This window comes from Pantoea sp. GbtcB22 (genome assembly GCF_019091025.1).
GTDB lineage: Bacteria > Pseudomonadota > Gammaproteobacteria > Enterobacterales > Enterobacteriaceae > Pantoea > Pantoea leporis.
Genome location: NZ_JAGXKB010000002.1, coordinates 262,942 through 283,310 on the forward strand (window position 1 = coordinate 262,942; position 20,369 = coordinate 283,310).

The following is a 20,369-nucleotide window of genomic DNA, read 5'->3' on the forward strand; positions in this document are numbered from 1 at the left end:
TGATTTTCATGGATATTTAATCCGCAATATCGATATAAAATATCAGATTAAAGCAACCTGAATATTGGCTTTAAATTACCCAGCCTTATGAATTATCACACTATATTTTTATTATTATCCGCGATCGGATAAGTCTGGTGAGATAAATGGTTTTCGCCTTACGACTTTTATTGAGAAATGAATGCGTTGAATATCCCTGTGCTACGTTTATAGCGTTCATTTTACAAAAAACTTTCAATTTCGTATAGAAAATAGGGCTGCTCCATTGCCGCTGAGCAGCCATTAACGACATATTTTTCAATCTGAAACGGACCGCTTCTTCCACCGGATAAGTCAGGTCTGATCTTTTCGTTCAATGGCGACTTGTTAAATACGGGATATCACCGCCTTGATTTCCGAAACAGGATTTGAGGAGAAAGCGATGAATACTGCTAAACCGGAAAGTACCTATTATCAACTTTCTGTCGATGAAACGCTGGCCAGTACGCAAAGTTCCACCGAGGGAATCAGTAGTGCTGAAGCGGCGACGCGCCTAACACAGTACGGGGAAAATGCCCTGCCACAGAAACCCGGCAAGCCGGTTTGGCTACGTTTTCTCGCTCACTTCAACGATGTGCTGATCTACGTTTTGCTGGCCGCTGCGCTGCTGACTGCCGTCATGGGACACTGGGTTGATACGCTGGTGATTCTCGGCGTGGCGGTGGTGAATGCCCTGATTGGCCACATTCAGGAGAGCAATGCGGAAAAATCCCTGCAAAGTATCCGCAATATGCTCTCCAGCGAAACGGTGGTGATCCGCGCGGGAAATCACGAGACGCTGCCCACCACCGCGTTGGTGCCAGGTGATGTGGTGGTGATCCGCGCCGGCGACCGCATCCCGGCGGATCTGCGCGTCATTGAGGCGCATAACCTGCGCGTTGAAGAAGCGATTCTGACGGGCGAATCCACCGTGGTCGAGAAGGGCACTGACGCGCTCATCGGCGAGCTGCCGCTGGGCGATCGTACCAATCTGCTGTTCTCCGGCACCACCGTCAGTTCGGGCGGCGGCAAAGGGCTGGTGGTCGCTACCGGTGGCGCCACGGAACTTGGGCACATCAACCAGATGATGTCCGATATCGAAAAGCACCGCACGCCGCTGCTGGTGCAGATGGATAAACTTGGTAAAGCCATTTTCCTGATCATCCTGGCGATGATGGCCGCGCTGTTTGTCTTTAGTTTGCTGTTCCGCGATATGCCGGTTTCAGAGCTGATGCTGTCTCTGATTAGCCTTGCGGTGGCATCGGTTCCCGAAGGATTACCGGCGATTATCTCGATCATTCTGTCGCTTGGCGTGCAAACCATGGCGAAGCAGCAGGCGATCATCCGCAAGCTGCCTACCGTGGAAACGCTGGGCGCGATGACGGTGATCTGCTCAGATAAAACCGGCACGCTGACCATGAATGAAATGACGGTGAAAGCGATTATCACCGCCGATCAGATTTACCGCGTTGATGGCGTGAGCTATGAACCGGTAGGCGCCATCCATAAAGCCGATGACGCTGTGCCGGTGAAAGTGGCGCAAGGCTCGATCCTCGAGCGCTATCTGCGCACCATCGATCTGTGTAACGACAGCCAGCTGATTAAAGACGAAAACGGACTGTGGAAAATCACCGGCGGCCCGACGGAAGGCGCACTTAAAGTGCTAGCCGCCAAAGGACATCTGCCTTCAGTCACCACCGAACTGCGCAATAAAATCCCCTTTGATTCGCAATACAAATACATGTCGACGCACTATCTGATTGGCGATGAAGAGTGCGTGCTGCTGACCGGCGCGCCGGACGTACTGTTCAGACATTGTCAGCAGCAGCAAACAGAAGCCGGATTGCAGCCGATCGATCTGCCGTGGTGGGAAGCCAAAATTGAGGAGTATGCGCGCGAAGGATTACGCATGGTGGCGGCGGCCTGGAAACCGGCCACGCCAGGACAAACTGAGCTGACGCATCAGGATTTGCATCAGGGCATGATTTTGCTCGGCATCGCCGGGATGATGGATCCACCGCGACCGGAAGCCATAACCGCGATTGGCGACTGCCTGCAAGCCGGCATTCGCGTCAAAATGATCACCGGCGACCATCCGCAAACTGCGATGAGCATTGGGCAGATGCTGGGAATCGGTAACGCCAGCACCGCCATCACCGGGCGCGAGCTGGAAGTGATGGATGACCAGCAATTGAGTGAGGCGGCGCAGGCGTACGACATCTTTGCCCGTACCAGTCCGGAAGATAAATTCCGTCTGGTGCAGGCGCTGCAAAGCAAAAAAGAGGTAGTCGGGATGACCGGCGATGGCGTTAACGATGCGCCCGCGCTGAAGCAGGCGGATGTCGGTATCGCCATGGGGATTAAAGGTACCGAAGTGACTAAAGAAGCCGCCGATATGGTGCTGACGGACGATAACTTCGCCACCATCGCCAGCGCGGTGCGGGAAGGGCGCCGTGTCTATGACAACCTGAAAAAGACCATTTTGTTCATCATGCCGACCAACCTCGCGCAAGGCTTGCTGATCATCATTGCCTTGCTGGCCGGTAACCTCATTCCGCTGACGCCGGTGTTGATTCTGTGGATGAACATGGCGACTTCCGCCACGCTCTCCTTCGGCCTGGCGTTTGAAGCGGGTGAGCAAAATATCATGCGTCGTCCGCCGCGCGATCCCAAACTGCATGTGATGGATGGTTTCGCCATCTGGCGCGTGATTTTTGTCGGTTCGATGATCGCCATAAGCGCCTTCGTTCTGGAAGCCTGGCTGCAACCGCGCGGCTATTCACCGGAATTTATTCGTACCGTGTTATTACAAACGCTGGTAACGGCGCAGTGGTTTTATATGCTGAACTGTCGTGTTTCCGACGGCTTCTCATTGAGCAAAGGTTTGCTGATGAATAAAGGCATCTGGATCGTCAGCGGCGTGCTGTTAGTTCTGCAATTGCTGATTATCTACGCGCCCTTTATGCAGCTGCTGTTTGGTACCACCGCGCTACCGTTACGTTACTGGATTATTACCTTGATCATTGGCTTCGTGATGTTTTTAATTGTCGAAATCGAAAAGCCATTAACGCGGAGATTCAGAATCAATTAATAGCGCGTGACATTCAGGCCGTTTCTCTTACGGCCTGAATGTTTTTCGTCACTTGACCTCAAACAAGGCCCAGCGCACAGGTTTTTCTCTATAATACATTTTGTATAGGATGAAGGATCTTAATAATGGGACTGAACGAGTTTCCTTTATGGTCAAGGCTTTTGCGCGTACTGATAATTCTCGCCACGTTGACCATAATTCTTACCGGTATCTATCTGGCATCGGCATTAATTAATCAGGTAATGCTGTCACTGTTTCTGGCGATTATGCTCGATCCGTTAATCAGTCGGCTCGAAAGAAAACGCGTGCCGCGTCTGCTGTCATCGCTGCTGGTGATTGTGCTGCTGTTATTGGTGATTGTGTTCACCATCATCAAACTCACCGTATTAACCCCCGATTTAATCCAGCTGAGCCGTCAGGCACCGCAGCTACTGGCCGAACGCTTCGAGCCGGTGACGCAGACGTTTAGTCATTTGGGCCTGGTTTTAACGCCCAACGACATGCTGGCGTTTGTTGATGCGGGTGCGGTGGTGCGCTTTGTCACGGGTTTTCTCACGCAAATACCCAGCATTCTTTCCTGGTGGCTGATGGTATTTCTGATGCTGTTTTTCATGCTGTATGAAATGAGAAATTTAAAAATCTTGCTACGCAAACAGGCCGAAGGGCAATATCAGCGCTATTATGTGGCACTTGAAGAGGGTGTACAAAGCGTTATCGTTTATGCTCAGGTTAAAACCCTGACCAGTATTGTCGGCGGCATTATTGTCTGGGCGGGTGCTCATCTTCTTGGCCTGAAGTTCGCCTTTTTCTGGGGTGTGTTGATGTTTGTCTTCAACTATATTCCGGTGCTGGGTTCATTTATGGCGGCCATCCCGCCAGTGCTGCAAAGTTATATGCTGTACGATATCCAAACCGCATTGGTGGTCGCACTGTTCTTCGTGGCGTTGAATTTAATTCTGAGTTCAGTCATTGAGCCGTTGTTATTGGGCAAAAGATTGAATATGGCACTTACCACACAGCTGCTGGCGTTTCTTATCTGGCAATCCCTGTTGGGCATCATCGGCGCGATTCTGGCAATTCCGCTGACGTTTATGTTGAAAAAAATATTATTAGCGAGCGCGGGGCAACGTGTTGATGATATCTCGTAGCGGCGCAATTTATTGCGCATTATCTGGATGGGCAGGGTGCCGCCAATGATAAGCGCGATAAATCGCGCCGCTACGGAGTGTGCGGTGTTAAACGCTTAATCCTTTTTATAGAGATAAAAACTCCGATACAGCACCGGCAACACCAGCAGCGTTAGCACCGTGGCGAATCCCAAACCGAAAATGATCACCACCGCCATGCTCTGGAAAAACACATCGCGCAGCAGCGGTAGCAGGCCGAGCACGGTGGTAAAGGCGGTGAGCAGAATCGGGCGCAGACGCGACGTTGCGGCGTCGAGAATCGCTTGCTGTAACGGCTGATGCCGCGCCAGCTGGTGCGTTTCCTCAACCAACACAATTCCGTTACGAATCAACATACCCGACAAACTCAGCAAACCAATCAACGCCATAAAGCCAAACGGAATGCCGGTGAGCAGGAAGCCGCAGGTGACGCCAATCAGCGCCAGCGGCACGGTAATCCAGATCGCCAGCGCATCGCGCAGCGAGTTAAACATCAGCACGGTAATCACAAACATCGCGAGGAAACCTAACGGCAGCGAGCCAAGCAGGCCGCTTTGGGCATCGCGCGAACTCTCCAGCTCGCCACCCCATTCCAGATGATAGCCGGCGGGCAACTTCAGCTGATCGATGGCCGGCTGCACGCGCGCCACAATCTCTGCGGCGGTGCGGCCGCTGGCTGGATCGGGATCGGTCTGCACCGTCAAGACGCGCATGCGGTCACGACGCATAATCAGCGGATCTTCCCATTCCAGCTGGAAATCGTTCACCAGATTGGCCAGCGGCACATAGCGCTGCTGCGTCTGACTCCACACCTGAATATTGCCAAGATGGTCGATATTCTGCCGCTCCAGCTCGGAAGTCTGCAGCATGATCGGCATCAGCCGCGAGCCTTCGCGCAGCAAGCCGACGCTATCACCGCTGAAGTTGATACGCAGCGCGCGGTCGATATCGCGCTTGTCCACGTCCAGCTCCTGACCGCGCAGCGGCGAATACTGCGGACGAATCACTTTACTGCGCGCCTGCCAGTCATGACGCGGCGGAAACGCGCTGCCCTCGGCGAGGAAAATGTCGTCAATCTGGCTGGCAATCTGCCGCAGCGTAATGGGATCGGGGCCGGTAATCCGCAGCGCAATGGCGCTGTCGCTGACACTGCCAAAATTGATGCGTTTGATGCGCTCCGTCACCTGTGGGAAGTGCTCGCCGATGTGCTGCTCGGTGTGCTGCGCCAGCATTTCCAGCTGCCTGGCGTCCTGCACGCGCACCATAATCTGCGCGTAATTACTGTACTGACGCGTCGCATCGTAGGTCAGCGTAAAGCGCATCGCGCCCTGACCAATGGTGGTCACGGTACTGCTGACGCCCGGCTGCTGGTTAATCCAGCCTTCAACCTCGCGCGCGGTTTGTGCGGTGTAATGGATGTCGGTGCCATACGGCAGCCACAGATCGGTGAAGAAAATCGGCGTATTGGAGGCGGGGAAGAAGTTCTGCTTCACGTAGCCGAAGCCATAGACCGAGGCGGCCAGGCACGCGGCCATCAGCACTAAAGTAGTGATGCGGAAGCGCAGCAGCGTGGTGAGTACGCGGCGATACAGGCGAAACACCACGCCTTGATACGGCTGTGCGTCTTGCTTGCTGATCGCCTGGCGACCATCCATCCACTGCACGAACACCGGCGTCAGCGTCAGAGCGGTAATCCAGCTGAGCAGCAGAGAAATCAGCAGCACCTGGAACAGCGATTTACAGTATTCGCCGGTGGAATCCTGCGATAAACCAATTGGCGCGAAGGCGATGATGGCGATCACCGTGGCGCCGAGCAGCGGCAGCGCGCTGCGTTTCACCATCTGCATCATCGCCTGTTGCAACGGCTTGCCGCGCTGGCGATCGACCTTGATGCCTTCCACCACCACGATGGCGTTATCCACCAGCATGCTGAGAGAGATAATCAGCGCACCCAGCGACACGCGCTGTAGCTCAAGCTTAAACAGATACATGATCAGCAGCGTGCCCAGCACATTGAGCGCCAGCGAGGCGGCGATCACCATACCGCTGCGGACGCCCATAAATAGCAGCAGCGTGCCTACCACAATCGCCAGCGCCATCAGAAAGTTATTGATGAAACCATCCACCGACTGCTTCACTTCCTGCGCCTGGTTATAAAACACGTTCAGATCGATGCCGAGCGGTTTGGCCTGCTGATGCTGCTGAATTTTGGCGCTTAACGCATCGCCGACATCAATCACGTTGACGCCAGGCGCAAAGGAGACGCCCATCGCCAGCGCGGCGTTGCCGTTGGCGTGATAGAGATTGCCCGGCCGTTCGGTAACGCCATAGCTGAGCGTGGCGATATCGCGCAGCAACACTTGCTGGCTGCTGCCGGGCGCTGAGATTGGCAGCGCACCGATCTCATCCAGTGAGTGAAACTCGCCGGTCGGATGGAAGCGGATCGTTTCATTGCCGAGGCGAATCTGGCCCGCATCGGAGACGGCATTGACGCTGTTGAGCAAAGCGGCCACGCGCTGTGGCGTCACGCCCAGCACCGCCATCTTCTGGCTGGAGAGCGTGATATTCACCTGCTCCTGCTCAATACCGGCAATCGCCACTTTCGCCACGCCAGGTACCAAATTCAGCTCACGCCGCAATTGATCGGCGTAGGTGCGCAGCTCGCTGTTGGTGAAGTTCTCGCCGGAAAGGGTAAAGAAGTAGCCGTAGACATCACCAAAGTCGTCATTCACCAGCGGCGCGCTGACGCCGGGTGGAAACTGGCGCGTGGCATCGTCAACGCGGCGACGCAATTCATCCCACACCTGCGGCAAGTCGTCGGCGCGATAGTGGCTGTGAATCGTAACGGTGATCTGCGACAAACCGTTGCTGGAGATCGAACTGACGTTGTCGAGCGACGGCAAGCGCTGCAAGGCGTTCTCCAGCGGCAGCGTCACTTCCTCTTCCACCTGCTGCGCCGACGCGCCGGGATAGTGCGTCACAATCACCGCCGATTTAATGGTGAAAAGCGGATCTTCCAGACGGCCAATGTTGAGCAGCGCAAAAATGCCGCCCACGCCCAGCAGCAGGATCACCAGCCAACTGCGAATCGGGTATTTGAGAAACGGTTCCAGCAGGCGCATCACAGACCTCGCTCGCGTGTCCACAGGCGCACCGCCTGACCATCACGCAGATCGCTGACGCCCGCGACCACAATGCGATCGCCCACTCACAATGCGATCGCCCACTCGCAGGCCGGAGAGAATTTCGATGCCCTGCGCATTGAGTTTTCCCACCACCACCGGCTGCTGCTGAACGTTAACCACATCACCCTCACCGCTGATCAGCCACACGTAAGGCTGATTCGGCAGGCTGTGATCCGGGTTAAACACCGCGTTGGCCGGCACGCGCAGCAGCGGCGTGCCGTCGGAAGTGGGCAGGTTATGCATCTGCACTTTCACCGTGCCGCTCAGTCCGCTGACCTGCGGTAAATCCGTCGGACGCGGCATCGTCAGCACTACTTGCCAGGTTAGCGTGGCAGCATCAGCTTCTGCGCGATGCTCTTTATATGCCGCGCGAAACGTGCGGCCTGGCAGCGCATTCAGGCTGATCTCTGGCTGATAACTCACGTTTTGCACGTCAAGGCTGGTGAACAGGTTTTCCGGCACGCTGAAAATCACATCCAGCACATCGTTGCGGCTGATCACCGCCACCGTTTGTCCGGCGGTGACCACCTGATGATTTTGTGAGGCCACGCTGGTGACGATGCCGTCAAACGGTGCGCGCAAGGTGTGATAATCCAGCTCCTGTTTGGCGATGTTGAGCGCCACGGCGGCGGAGTCGCGATTGGCCTTTTGCACATCCATATCTGCCTGCGAAACCGCACTGCGCGTGGCCAGCGCACTGAAGCGCTGATACTGACGATCCGCCAGCTGGAATCTGTTCTGCTGATCGTTGACGCGCAGCTGCGCATCGGTATCGATCAGTCGGCCAATCACCTCGCCAGCCTTAACATGGCTGCCTTCACGCACCTGCAACTGCGCCAGCCGCCCGGTACGCTTAAACGCCAATTCGGTGTAATCGCCCGCCGAAATACGCGCTGGAAATACCCTGACTTTCTCTGTGGTATTTTCCGTCAGTGTTAGCGCTTTAATTACGCGAGGTGCGCTGAGTTCATCACCGCTTTTATTGTCACAACCGATCAAAACCAAACAAATTACAAGTGCGCCCAGCACTGGCCAATTATTCATGCCCCTGCCTCAATAAGAAAGAAAGGGCGGAAATATGCCATTGCCTGAAAGAGGGAATAATGACCCTCCGCAAAATAAGGGTCATTAGGTGGAAACAATTATGTGCGTTTAAGGTTGGTTTAATTTAGCGATATCTGGCGAAATCAATTATGCCACCATGCGCGAAACCACATGATAAGAGAGTAAGCCGATGGCGGTAGCTGATGATACGGCAATGATAATAAAGGAAATGATCATCGGTATTGTCAGGTTGTGTAATTTATTCATAATAATTCCCCCTATGATTAATACATTTCGAGATGAAACTAAAATTAATATGCGTCATGCGCCTTTCTATTAACGTTTAAATAATAACATTACGCAATCAGTGCTATCACTATTAGCATCACACTTCTGAATCGGTAAAAACATGACCACGGTCAGTATGCTTCGGGAAAATATAATTAAAATGTGGTTTTTATTTTCGCACGCTTTTTATTTTCAATTCACTGTCACGGGGTTAATTATGACCGTTATTCCTATTCAGCCAAAACGTCCGGAAGCATCCGCGCGTCCCTATTATCAGCAGGATAACGCCGCCGTATTTAAAGCCATCAACAGCTCACCCACGGGGTTGAGCAGCACCGACGCACAGCAACGACTGGACGCCGACGGGCCGAACGTGCTGCCGCAAAAGGCGGAAAAATCACTGCTGATGCGTTTTCTGGCGCATTTCAAAGATGTACTGATCTACATCTTGCTAGCTGCGGCGGTGATCACCGCGGTGATGGGCCATTGGGTGGATACCTTTGTGATTCTCGGCGTGGCGGTGATCAACGCCCTGATCGGCTTCATTCAGGAAAGCAACGCCGAAAAGTCGCTGAAAAGCATCCAGAACATGATGTCGAGCGATGCCATGGTGCTGCGCGATGGCCAGCAGATCACCGTCGCTACGCAGCATCTGGTGGTCGGCGATGTGGTAATGCTGCGCCCAGGCGATAAGATCCCGGCGGATTTGCGGCTGTTCGAGGTACATAACTTGCGCGTCGAAGAGGCGATTCTGACCGGCGAATCCACGGTGGTATCAAAGAACACCGTGGCACTTGAAGGTGAAAAAGGGCTCGGCGATCGCCTGAATCTGGCCTATTCCGGCACCACCGTCAGTTCAGGTACCGCGCTGGGCGTGGTGATCGCCACCGGCGGCGACACCGAGCTGGGCCACATCAATGCGATGATCTCCGCGATTGAAGAGGCGAAAACCCCGCTGCTGGTGCAGATCGACAAACTCGGAAAAGCCATCTTCGGCATCATCATGTTGATGATGGCGGCGCTGTTTGTGTTTGGTTATCTGCTGCGCGACATCGCGGTGACGGAGCTGCTGCTGTCGGTGATCAGCCTCGCGGTAGCGGCGGTGCCGGAAGGTCTACCGGCGATTATTTCGATCATTCTGTCGCTTGGCGTGCAGTCGATGGCACGCAATCACGCCATCATTCGCAAGCTGCCGACGGTTGAAACGCTCGGTGCCATGACGGTGATCTGCTCGGATAAAACCGGCACGCTGACCATGAACGAGATGACGGTGAAAGCGGTGGTGCTGGCGAACAGCCAGTGGCGCATCAGCGGCAACAGCTATGAACCCAAAGGCGAATTCACCCTTGAAGCGGGCCAGCAGAGCGATGCGCTGATGCAGGGCTTCCTGCAGGTGGTGGATATCTGTAACGAAAGCCAGCTGCGTCAGGATGCCAACGGCAACTGGGGCATTGTCGGTGGCCCAACGGAAGGGGCGCTGAAAGTGCTGGTCGCCAAGGCGGGCATTCACAATGACAAGGTGCAGATCCTGAGCAAGCTGCCGTTTGACTCGGCCTACAAATACATGGCGGTGAGCTGCCTGATTGATGGCAAACCGTGCCTGCTAATGACCGGCGCGCCCGATGTGTTGCTGTCGCTGTGTCAGCAGCAGCAGGGTGCTACCGATGCGGAAGTGATTGATCGCGAATATTGGGAAGCGGCGATCACCACCTACGCCAGCGAAGGGTTGCGCACCGTCGCCGCCGCGTGGCGTTGGCTGCCGGAAGCGCAGCACCACATCGATCATGAGGATTTACGCAACGGCATGAAGATGCTGGGCCTGGCGTGTATGATGGATCCGCCGCGTCCGGAAGCCATCACCGCGATTCGCGACTGCCAGCAGGCAGGGATTCGCGTGAAGATGATCACCGGCGATCACCCGGAAACCGCGATGGCGATTGGCCAGATGCTGGGCATTGGTAACAGCGATTCTGCCATCACCGGTTACCAGCTGGAGCACATGGATGATGCCGAGTTGGGCGTGGCGGCGCGTGAATACGACATTTTTGCCCGCACCAGCCCCGAGCATAAGCTGCGTCTGGTGAAAGCGCTGGAGAGCAGCGGTGAGATCGTCGGCATGACAGGTGATGGCGTCAATGATGCGCCCGCGCTGAAGCAGGCCAACGTTGGTATCGCGATGGGCATCAAAGGCACCGAAGTGACCAAAGAGGCGGCGGATATGATCCTCGCCGACGACAACTTCGCCACCATCGCAGCTGCAGTGAAAGAGGGCCGACGCGTCTACGATAACCTGAAGAAAACCATTCTGTTTATCATGCCGACCAACCTCGCGCAGGGATTGCTGATCATCATTGCGATTCTGATGGGCAACCTGCTGCCGCTGACGCCGGTACAGATTCTGTGGATGAACATGGCGACCTCGGCAACGCTGTCGTTTGGTCTGGCATTTGAACCGGCAGAGCGCAACATCATGCGCCGCCCGCCGCGTAACGCACGCAGCCCGGTGATGGACGCTTACGCCATCTGGCGCGTCATCTTCGTCGGCCTGCTGATTTCGATTAGCGCCTTTGTGCTGGAAGCCTGGCTCCAGCCGCGCGGCTACACGCCGGAGTTCATCCGCACCGTGCTGCTGCAGATGCTGGTCACCGCGCAGTGGGTTTACATGCTGAACTGCCGCAACAGCAACGGATTCTCGCTGGATGCCGGCTTGCTGAAAAACCGTGGCATCTGGCTGGTCACCGTGGTGCTTATCGCGCTGCAGGCGATGATTATCTATGTTCCCTTGATGAATACGCTGTTTGGCACCGCGCCATTGCCGTTCAAATACTGGCTAATTTCGCTGGCGGTGAGCGCCGGGATCTTTGTGCTGGTGGAGATAGAGAAGCGCCTGACACGCGGCTGGCGCCTGGCACGTTAACGTAACTTGGCTGGCGCCATGCCAGCCAACCCTTTTTCATTCAGCGGAAGACGCTGATTCACGCTGCATCACCAGACTGAGCGCAGCGGGCAATACCGTCAGCGTCATCAGCGTTCCCACCAGTAATCCACCAATGATGGCGTAGGCCATCGGCCCCCAAAACACCTGATGCGAGATGGGAATCATGCCTAAAATCGCGGCGCAGGCGGTGAGAAGAATCGGGCGGGCACGATGCTCAGCCGCTTGGCTTACTGCATCATTGCGCGACATGCCAGCACGCAGAATGCTATCGGCTTCCATGATCAGGATCACCGCGTTGCGGATGATCATGCCAGCCAGCGCAATCATACCGAGCAGGGCGACAAATCCCATCGGCGTGCCGCTGGGCAGCATCGCCAGAACAATGCCAGGCAGTCCAAAAGGCGCCATCGCCAATGCCAGCAACATGCGCGATACGCGTTGCAGCTGCACCATCAGCAGTATCAGCATGACAAACAACGTCACCGGCAAAACGGCAAACACTGAGCCGTTACCTTTATCCGATTCGGCAACCGTGCCCTCTTCATCAAGGGTGTAACCCGGCGCTAATCCGGCACGCAGCTGCTGGACATCTGCGCTGAGCTGCGCGGATGTGGTCTCCGCTTGCATGCCCGCCGCTACATCAGTTTGTACCACCACATAGGGAAAACCCTGGCGACGCCACATCACCGGATCCTGCAATCCCCACTGCAGTGTCGCAACCTGGCCGATGGCAATCTTCGCGCCTGACGCCGTGGTCAGTTTCAGCGCAGCGAGGCTGGTTAAATCCAGCCGATCGTCATCGTTGGCGCGCAACACCACATCAACCAGCCGGTTATGATCTCTCACGGTCGTCACGCTTTGACCGGACCACACGCGGTTCAGCAGCTGCGCGATATCCTGTGAAGAGACGCCAGCCGCGCGGGCTGCGGTTTGGTTCACCGCAAAGGTGATGACGCGTTCCGGCTCGCCCGCTGTCAGGTTTACGCTGCGCGTCGCGCGGGATTGCCCGAGGATGCTGGCCAGCTTTTCCGCATACTGTTTCACCCGCTCGTAGTGCGGCCCGCTGATGCGATAGCGGATCGGCCAGCCAACCGGCGGACCCAGTTCCAGCGGCGATACGCGCGTCACCACATCGCTGAAATCGCCTGCCAGCAGGCGATCGAGTTCAGCTTTCAACCGGTCCCTCGCCGCCAGATTTTTGGCTACCACCACCAGCTGGGCGATGTTTTCATCATCGTTTAGCACGTCCATCGGCAGATAAAAACGCACGGCGCCGCTGCCGCTATAGGAGGAGAAATGGTCGATATTGGTGTTGCCGCTGAGTTTCGCTTCGAGCTGTTCTACCACGCTTAAGGTGCGCGCCTGCGAGGCGTTCGCCGGCAGCGTGAGGCTGACCAGCAGCTCCGGGCGATCGGATGCCGGGAAAAACTCGCCCTGCAGGTGGCTCATGCCCCAGATGGCGAGCAGCAGCGATGCGCCCGCCAGGCCGAGCGTCAAGCCTCGATGGCGTAACACCTGTGAAACCAGACGGCGATAGAGGCGCAGCAACCAACCGGGCTCAGCGTGCGATTTACCTGGCCTTGATGCCAGGATCCAGCTGCCGGTCAGCGGAGAAAACAACACCGCAACGACCCATGAACTGAGCAGCGAGATCAGCACCACCACAAACAGCGAGTAGCAATATTCCCCCGCGCCGGACGCGGCGAAGCCGACGGGAATGAAACCGGCAATCATCACCAGCGTGCCGGTGAGCATCGGAAATGCGGTGGTTTCAAAGGCTACTGTAGCGGCGCGCCAGCGGGAATCACCGGCTTCGAGTCGGGCGACCATGGTCTCCACGGCGATCATCGCGTCATCCACCAACAACCCCAGCGCGATGATCAGCGCGCCAAGTGAAATGCGTTGCAGCCCAATGCCCGCCAGCATCATGCCGGTAAAGGTCATCGCCAGCACCAGAGGAATCGCCGCCGCCACAACTAAACCGGCACGCAGCCCGAGCGAGACGAAAGAGACGGCCAGCACGATAAAGATGGCTTCACCGAGCACCCGCACAAATCCGCTAACCGCGTCGTTGACCACCCGCGACTGATCCGCCACTTTCGTGACCTCAATTCCGTGCGGCAGTTGGCTGGCAATCCGCGACATTTTGTCCGATAACGCGTGGCCAAAATCCAGCATATTGCCGGTCGGCGCCATGGAGATCGCCAGCCCAATCGCTGGCTTACCGTTGACGCGATAAAGCGGCGTTGGCGGTTCCGCCGCCACACGCGTCAGTGTGACGATATCGGTCAGGGGAATGTAGCGATCGTTGATGTGCAGCGTCACGGCGCGCAGGCTCTGTTCCGAGTTGAAGGCACCACTGACGCGCAGCGCGATGTTATCGCTGTCGGTGCGAATGACGCCTGTGGGTGACAAGGCATTCTGCGCCTGCAAGGCATCGGTGACCTGTTGCAGGCTCAGGCCCATTCCCGCGAGCGTGCGCGGAGAGAAGCTCGCCACAATCTGCTGCTCCTGCACGCCGAGCAACGTAATTTTGCCGACATCCGGTACGCTCATCAGCCGATAGCGAATCGACTCAACGCGATCGCGCAGTTCACGCGTGCTAAATCCTTCAGCAGTAAAACCGTAAATCGTGCCAAAAGTATCGTCAAAATCATCATTGACCGCCGGTGCCGCAACGCCCGCAGGCAGCGCGGAGCTGACATCCTGCATTTTCTTGCGTACCTGATACCAGATGTCCTGCACTTTGCCGGGCGGCGTGCTGTCGCGCAGATTGACAAAGATAACGGTTTTACCGGGATGCGTTTCGCTCTGCACGTAATCCAGATAGGGCACTTCCTGCAGCTTTTTCTCCAGCGGTTCAGTCAGCAGTTGCACCGTATCGTCGAGATCGGCACCGGGCCACTGCGCCGAGACCACGGCGGTTTTGATGGTAAAGGCGGGATCTTCGTTGCGCGGCAGCGCCTGATAGCTGAGCACGCCAGCGCCAAGGATCATCAGCATCAGAAAAGCCATCAGCTGTTGATGAGCCAGCGCCCAGGCGGAAAGGTTGAATTTATCGCGAGCGGAAGGTTCACTCATGGCTGCTCATCTCCCCGCGCAACCGCTTCGCCATCGCGCAGTGTGCTGACGCCTGCCGTGACCACGCTTTCGCCTGCCGTGAGACCACTTGCGATATAGACTTCGCTGGCGGTGAAGCGGGAAATTACCACCGTGCGGCGTGTTACCTTGCCGTGCTGCGCATCCAGCACAAACACCGCCGGTTTGTCCGCCAGGCGCGTCAGCACGGATGCAGGAAGGATAAAGGTGCGGGGATCGCTCTCCGGTAGTGCCACGCTGACGCTGGCGCCCAACAGCATCGCTGGCGGTGGATCGTCTAGCGTTAATCGAACCCGCCAGGTCCGCGTTTGCGGGTCGGCCTGCGGGCTGATATCGCGCAGATGCGCCTGCGCGGCGATCGCCGGTGAAGAGAGCAGAGTTACGCGAAAGGCATCGCTGGGGAGCGAGGAAAATGCTGCCGGGAAAGGCACATCCAGAACCACATCCCGCCCCGCACCGCTTGCCAGTGACATCACCGTTTGACCGGTGCTCACGACCTGTCCGGCAGAGGCGCTGACGGCGGTGATCACGCCGCTAAAAGGAGCCGTCAGCTGCGTCCAGCGTAGATTTTCCTGCGCGCTGTTGAGTGCGGCTTCGCTGCTTTGCAGGTGCGCCGCAGCGGATTGCCAATCGGATTGCGCACTGTCGAGCTGCGCCCGTGCAATCGCACCGGAAGGCATCAACTGTTTCATACGATGTAGATTCAGCGCCGCAACGCGTTCAGCTGCCCGCGCGCTGTCGGTGTCCGCCATCGCGCTGCGTAACGCATTGGCGATAGTGCTGCTCTCTAACGTTGCCAGCACCTGACCGGCGTCAACACGATCGCCCACTTCGGCAGGGCGCGTCAGAATCCGCCCATCCAGCCTGAAACCCAATGATGTTTCGTCGTGGGCATGAATATCGCCGGTCATCTGCACCTGTTGCCCTTGCAGGGCGGGCTTCACGGTGATGAATTTTACCGGTCGGGGAGGCGCGGGTGGTAAGGGATCGCGTGGCCCGCAGGCAGTCAGCGACAAGGCGATGACCACCATGCAGGGCAACAATGGCAGTAACGTTATCAGGCGTTGTGCATCGATAAGATGGTCGGCGGCCTGTTTGACCAGGCCGGTGAAAGAGTCAGTCATGGCGCCACTCCGTACAAGGATTTGGCGCCATTAAAACGGCGAACTGTCGAGATTCGTTGTACGGCGAGTCAAGATCCTGTCAAGAGCGCTTAAAACGGTGCCGGACTGACGTCCGGCAGGAAAATCGCCAGGCTGAGGCCGCCCTCTTTGGGTAGTTTGGCGCTGATCCTGCCGCCGTGCGCCGCGCAGATGGCGCGAGCGATCGACAAGCCTAGCCCGCTGCCGCCTGAGTGGCGCGCGCGCGAGGATTCACCGCGCGTGAAACGTTCAAACATCTCGGGCAGAAACTCAGGCGCCACGCCGGGGCCATCATCCCTGAATTCGATGCTGCAGCCTCCCGGCACCGCGCGGGCAGTAATCTGCAACTGGCCCGCAGGTTTGCCATAGCGCAACGCGTTTTCAATTAACACGCTAAACACCTGACCCAGACGGAAGGGATCGGCGCGGCAGGTGAGCGTGCTGTCTGCTGCCACGCTGATGATCATGCCGCTGGCTTCGGCTTGCGGTCGCACCCAGGCCACGCGCTCCCGCGCCAGTTCTCCGGGGTTGATCTCATGCAGATCCAACTTGAGTTGCCCGGCGTCGGCCAGCGACAGCAGGTGGAGCTCATCGATCAGTCGGCTCATGTGGCGCAGCTGTTTCATGATCATCTCCAGCTGCTGCGGTTCGGGCTGAAACACGCCATCCAGCAGACCTTGTAACCGGCCAATGGCGGCCGTCAGCGGCGAACGGAGTTCGTGTGCCAGCGCCACGTGCGAGGCGCGCAGTTCACGATCGTAGAGCGCCAGCTGCTGGCTCATGCGATTAAAGTCGTGTGCGAAGTGCAACAGCTCCGCCGGCGCGCTTTTTACAATGGTGGCGGCGGAACCAAACTGCCCTTCGGATACCCGATCAGCGGTTTTTTTCAGGTGGCTAAACTGCAACGCCAGCGGGCGGGCGTTGCGCAGAACGGTGAAGGCAACAAACGGCGTAATGATGAAAATCAGGATGATCACCATCAGCCAGTCAGCGGCACCCACCGAAGGATCGGAGTAGCGCACGCCCCAGCGTTCATCAACGATCTCGTGGAAGCGCGGCAGATTGGTTTGCGGATGCGCACGCAGCGTCAGAAATTCCTGGCGCATCGCCGGCGGCATATGGTGGATGATCCACAGGTTTTGCAGCGCAAAGCGCAGGAACATAATCCCGGCAACGGCAATCACCGTGACGATGGCCAGCGTCAAAATACGCACGCAGATCCAGCGCCACAGCGTTTGAGGAGGTGACTTTTTCATGGCTGTCTGAACCTGTAACCCACGCCGCGCACGTTGAGTAATATCTCGGATAAACCGGCGTTTTCGAGCTTCTTACGCAGGTTGTAAACGTGTGTGTCGATCACCCTTTCCAGCGCCTCGCTTTCAGGCATGCAGGTTTCGATCAGATAGTGACGGCTGAGTGCGCGCACCGGCGCTCGCATCAGGGTCACCAGCAGGGAAAATTCGGTTGGCGTGAGTTCAACGCGTGTTGGCTGTTGCTCTGGCTGCGCGACCATTGCAGTCATCGCGGCGGTATTAACCTCAAGCGCCTGCCAGCGCAGCACTTCATCCTCCGCAACGGCCGCCCGGCTGCGGCGCAGCACCGCCTGCACGCGCGCCACCACTTCGCCCGGATGATAGGGTTTCACGACGTAGTCATCCGCGCCTAAGCGCAGCGCGCCGATTCTGTCGGGCGTGTCGGTCATCGCGGTAATCATAATCACCGGCGTGTCCGCGCGGCGTCGCACGGCAGCCAGCACCTCGGTGCCGTTCATGCCGGGCAACATGATGTCGAGCAGAATGAGATCGGGTTTCCACTTCTCAACGCGCTCAAGTCCGCTATGCCCATCGCCGGCAATCTCCACGGCGTATCCTTCACGTAGCAGATAGGCTTCCAGCACGTCTGCCGCGTCTGCATCATCCTCAATAACCAATACTCGTCTGTTGTTCATGGCTCACCTTGACAGTTTCTTCATAAATTCCTGGCACGTTATTGACAATGCTTCGGGATACTCCAATCCGTGACGCAACGCCCGGGCAAGGGGCTAAAAACAGATGGGTAACTGAGGTGACACGATGATAACGAGAAAAAAGGCGCTGTACAGTGGCTGTTTGTTACTGGTCAGTATCAGTACCAGCAGCCGCGCTGATGACAGCGCAGCGCAGGATGGCGTGATGATTGGTGTGGGCGCGCAGACCACGCCGACATACAGCGGCGCAGATAAGCAACGCTGGCAAGCGGTGCCGATGTTGCAGGCCAGAAAAGGTGCCTTTTTCGTCGATTCGCAAAAGGGGGTCGGCTACGATCTGCAAAACGACAGCGGTCTGTATCTGGAGCATTCGCTAGGGTATGGCCTGGGCAGGGCAGACAAGGATTCCGACTGGCGCGATGGTTCTGACAAGCTGCGTGGCATGGGCATAATAAATGCCACGCTCAACACCGCTATTGCGGCCGGTTGGGCGGTCTCGCCGTGGCTGGTCCTCGAAGCGAAAGCCGTGCTGCCGCTGACAGACAGTCAGGGCGTGAATTATCGCACCTCGGTAACGTTAATTCCGCTGCAAAGCCAGCAGGATAGCCTTTCCTTGCAGACGTCCGCGCTATTTGGGGATGCGCGTTACATGCAAACCTGGTACGGCGTCAGTGCGCGTCAAAGCGTGAAAAGTGGCTATGCGACTTACTCACCGGCAGCGGGATTTTATGGGGTGGAAACCGACCTGACATGGAGTCATCAGTTTACCCAGTATTGGGGCGGCGCGTTAAGTGCGGGCTACACGTGGCTGGACGATCACGCGGCGGACAGTCCCATCGTGTTCAGGCAGAATCAGCTGACCGCAACAGCGGCGGTGACCTATACGTTTTAAGATTTGAATGGTGTTTAAGCCCGCACCGCTGTAAGGAAATCCACTACAGCGGGCGGCTTGAGTGAGAAAGATTATTAATGCGGAACTTCAGAAATCTCTTTCACGTCACTTTTATTGATTTGCTGCTTCACGCCATTGGCATCAACGTAACCCAGCAGGCCGGTTTCGGCATCCTGCGGTTTGCCATCGGTGACGATGGTGCGTCCATCATTGGTGTGGATCGCGTACGAGGTACGCGTACATCCGGTTAAAGCGGACAGGGCAATAAGCGCAGTAATAGAAAGCAAAATTGATTTTTTCATTAGTCTCTCCAGGCTGTTAAAAGGATATTAATTATCCAGTTCGCTCATGTTGGTAATCTTGTCGCGATTGATCTGCTCAGTTTTACCGGTTTGCGCATCCTTGTAAGAAACAAGGCCCGTGTCACTGTCGATTTGCGGCTTACCAGACGTCACAATCGTGCGTCCGTCGGTGGTCTTAATCGCCTGATTTGAAGAGCAAGCGGTCAATGTCATTGCCATAAAAGTGCCAAGAAATGCCGTTGCCAGTACTGTTTTTTTCATCGTGATGAGTTCCTTTCAGTGGAATAAGTTTTAACTACCTAAATAGCTTAGAACATTTTCCCGAAACAGCCAGAAACCCGGCGCATCTGCGCTGTTTAACCCTACTCAGATGGCGGTTCATGCCGCGCGCTTAGCGGATCTCATTCACATACATAAAGTGTTCAGTACTAAAACGGTGGTGCGCCAAAATTACCGGCAGGGCACTTTGGTCAAATGACACTTCATCAATCACCATCACGGCGTGCGGCAAACTCAGCTCCAGCAGCGCCGCATCCTCTTCGTTCGCCAGCGTAGCGGTAATTTGTTCACGCACGGCGGCGACGCGCAGGTCGTAGCGCTCAAACAAATAGCGATAAAGCAGCGGCGGTAACTGATCGGCTGCTGGGAAATCGGCCAGTCGCGCCGAGGGCAGCACCAGCGTTTCATGCATCGCGGCGATGCCCTTCACGCGACGCAAACGCTTCAGCCGGATCACTTCATCGCCCTGACCAATTTGCAGTTTCTCTGCTTCGTCGGCGCTGGCAAGACTCAGTTGATAATCCAGTAATCGGGTATCGGATTGCAGCAATCCGCCGGTTTTATCGTGCAGGCGAAAATACTGGAAAAAGTGGCTGAGATTGTGCAGCGGCGCCCAGCCGGTTACCACGGTGCCGGTTTTGCGGCGTCGCATCAGCATGCCTTCCGTGGTCAGCGCCGCCAGCGCTTTGCGCACTGTGCCCACCGACACACCAAACTTCGCCGCCAGGCTATTTTCACTCGGCAAAATCGTGCCTGCGGGCAGTTCACCTTGCAGGATCGATTCGCTGATATGGCGCTTGACCACTTCATACAGCGGCGCACCTTCACCTTCGCTAAGTCTGGCGAAAGGTTGAGCGTGGTTCGCGTCATAGTTTTTTTGCATGTTTCCGATTACCGATTGACCTCAGTCGTTGAATTGCATTATCTATAAACTATATAGAAATACAACAGACGATAAC

Annotated in this window: 12 protein-coding genes and 1 pseudogene; 4 read left to right on the forward strand and 9 right to left on the reverse strand. The window is 56.5% G+C overall.

The annotated features are described in order from the left end of the window. Window positions 1–421 precede the first annotated feature (421 nt). The gene (locus KVT28_RS09125; RefSeq protein WP_217547871.1) at window positions 422–3,109 is read left to right on the forward strand and encodes a cation-transporting P-type ATPase; all 2,688 of its coding nucleotides are present in this window, start codon (window positions 422–424) and stop codon (window positions 3,107–3,109) included. A 125-nt stretch (window positions 3,110–3,234) separates the two neighbouring features. Next, entirely contained in the window at window positions 3,235–4,257 is a 1,023-nt protein-coding gene (locus KVT28_RS09130; RefSeq protein ID WP_217547874.1) for an AI-2E family transporter, read from the forward strand. Window positions 4,258–4,352: 95 nt separating this feature from the next. Here KVT28_RS09130 and KVT28_RS09135 read toward each other — a convergent pair whose 3' ends face one another. Together KVT28_RS09135 and KVT28_RS09140 are read right to left on the reverse strand one after the other, a co-directional pair. Then, window positions 4,353–7,397 (reverse strand): efflux RND transporter permease subunit, encoded by a 3,045-nt coding sequence (locus tag KVT28_RS09135; protein WP_217547876.1) that lies wholly within the window; start codon window positions 7,395–7,397, stop codon window positions 4,353–4,355. Then, window positions 7,397–8,504, reverse strand: a pseudogene (locus tag KVT28_RS09140) (efflux RND transporter periplasmic adaptor subunit). Before KVT28_RS09140 ends, KVT28_RS09135 begins: the two are co-directional and overlap by 1 nt. A gap of 505 nt (window positions 8,505–9,009) precedes the next feature. On the opposite strand from KVT28_RS09140, the gene KVT28_RS09145 reads away from it, so the two are divergent. After that, a complete protein-coding gene (locus KVT28_RS09145; RefSeq protein WP_217547878.1) occupies window positions 9,010–11,709 on the forward strand; it encodes a cation-transporting P-type ATPase in 2,700 nt (899 codons plus the stop codon). 36 nt (window positions 11,710–11,745) lie between these two features. Here KVT28_RS09145 and KVT28_RS09150 read toward each other — a convergent pair whose 3' ends face one another. The 4 genes from KVT28_RS09150 to KVT28_RS09165 form a co-directional block, all read right to left on the reverse strand. Further along, complete coding sequence (locus KVT28_RS09150; RefSeq protein WP_217547881.1) at window positions 11,746–14,811, reverse strand: efflux RND transporter permease subunit; 3,066 nt, start codon at window positions 14,809–14,811, stop codon at window positions 11,746–11,748. Next, window positions 14,808–15,953: an efflux RND transporter periplasmic adaptor subunit gene (locus tag KVT28_RS09155; protein WP_217547884.1), complete on the reverse strand. Its 1,146-nt coding sequence runs from the start codon at window positions 15,951–15,953 to the stop codon at window positions 14,808–14,810. The genes KVT28_RS09150 and KVT28_RS09155 overlap by 4 nt, the downstream gene beginning before the upstream one ends. An 89-nt stretch (window positions 15,954–16,042) precedes the next feature. Beyond that, window positions 16,043–17,227 carry a cell wall metabolism sensor histidine kinase WalK gene (locus KVT28_RS09160; protein ID WP_217547886.1) on the reverse strand — a complete coding sequence of 395 codons (1,185 nt, stop codon included), beginning with the start codon at window positions 17,225–17,227 and terminating at the stop codon, window positions 16,043–16,045. Beyond that, complete coding sequence (locus KVT28_RS09165; protein ID WP_101761262.1) at window positions 17,224–17,919, reverse strand: response regulator transcription factor; 696 nt, start codon at window positions 17,917–17,919, stop codon at window positions 17,224–17,226. The genes KVT28_RS09160 and KVT28_RS09165 overlap by 4 nt, the downstream gene beginning before the upstream one ends. A 124-nt stretch (window positions 17,920–18,043) precedes the next feature. On the opposite strand from KVT28_RS09165, the gene KVT28_RS09170 reads away from it, so the two are divergent. After that, the gene (locus tag KVT28_RS09170) at window positions 18,044–18,829 is read left to right on the forward strand and encodes a MipA/OmpV family protein (protein WP_217547889.1); all 786 of its coding nucleotides are present in this window, start codon (window positions 18,044–18,046) and stop codon (window positions 18,827–18,829) included. A gap of 74 nt (window positions 18,830–18,903) precedes the next feature. Here the strand turns inward: KVT28_RS09170 and KVT28_RS09175 are convergent, their stop codons facing one another. The 3 genes from KVT28_RS09175 to KVT28_RS09185 form a co-directional block, all read right to left on the reverse strand. After that, window positions 18,904–19,131, reverse strand: coding sequence for a YgdI/YgdR family lipoprotein (locus KVT28_RS09175; RefSeq protein ID WP_101761264.1), 228 nt, complete (start codon window positions 19,129–19,131; stop codon window positions 18,904–18,906). 27 nt (window positions 19,132–19,158) lie between these two features. Beyond that, window positions 19,159–19,392, reverse strand: coding sequence for a YgdI/YgdR family lipoprotein (locus KVT28_RS09180; RefSeq protein WP_007885913.1), 234 nt, complete (start codon window positions 19,390–19,392; stop codon window positions 19,159–19,161). 130 nt (window positions 19,393–19,522) lie between these two features. After that, window positions 19,523–20,293, reverse strand: a complete 771-nt coding sequence (locus KVT28_RS09185) for a GntR family transcriptional regulator (RefSeq protein ID WP_110867130.1) — start codon at window positions 20,291–20,293, stop codon at window positions 19,523–19,525. Between the last annotated feature and the right edge of the window lie 76 nt (window positions 20,294–20,369).

Coding starts and splice junctions, on each gene's coding strand:
- KVT28_RS09135 (WP_217547876.1), bottom strand. CDS start 7,397: ATGCGCCTGCTGGAACCGTTTCTCAAATACCCGATTCGCAGTTGGCTG.
- KVT28_RS09170 (WP_217547889.1), top strand. CDS start 18,044: ATGATAACGAGAAAAAAGGCGCTGTACAGTGGCTGTTTGTTACTGGTC.
- KVT28_RS09160 (WP_217547886.1), bottom strand. CDS start 17,227: ATGAAAAAGTCACCTCCTCAAACGCTGTGGCGCTGGATCTGCGTGCGT.
- KVT28_RS09125 (WP_217547871.1), top strand. CDS start 422: ATGAATACTGCTAAACCGGAAAGTACCTATTATCAACTTTCTGTCGAT.
- KVT28_RS09145 (WP_217547878.1), top strand. CDS start 9,010: ATGACCGTTATTCCTATTCAGCCAAAACGTCCGGAAGCATCCGCGCGT.
- KVT28_RS09130 (WP_217547874.1), top strand. CDS start 3,235: ATGGGACTGAACGAGTTTCCTTTATGGTCAAGGCTTTTGCGCGTACTG.
- KVT28_RS09155 (WP_217547884.1), bottom strand. CDS start 15,953: ATGACTGACTCTTTCACCGGCCTGGTCAAACAGGCCGCCGACCATCTT.
- KVT28_RS09165 (WP_101761262.1), bottom strand. CDS start 17,919: ATGAACAACAGACGAGTATTGGTTATTGAGGATGATGCAGACGCGGCA.
- KVT28_RS09180 (WP_007885913.1), bottom strand. CDS start 19,392: ATGAAAAAAACAGTACTGGCAACGGCATTTCTTGGCACTTTTATGGCA.
- KVT28_RS09185 (WP_110867130.1), bottom strand. CDS start 20,293: ATGCAAAAAAACTATGACGCGAACCACGCTCAACCTTTCGCCAGACTT.
- KVT28_RS09150 (WP_217547881.1), bottom strand. CDS start 14,811: ATGAGTGAACCTTCCGCTCGCGATAAATTCAACCTTTCCGCCTGGGCG.
- KVT28_RS09175 (WP_101761264.1), bottom strand. CDS start 19,131: ATGAAAAAATCAATTTTGCTTTCTATTACTGCGCTTATTGCCCTGTCC.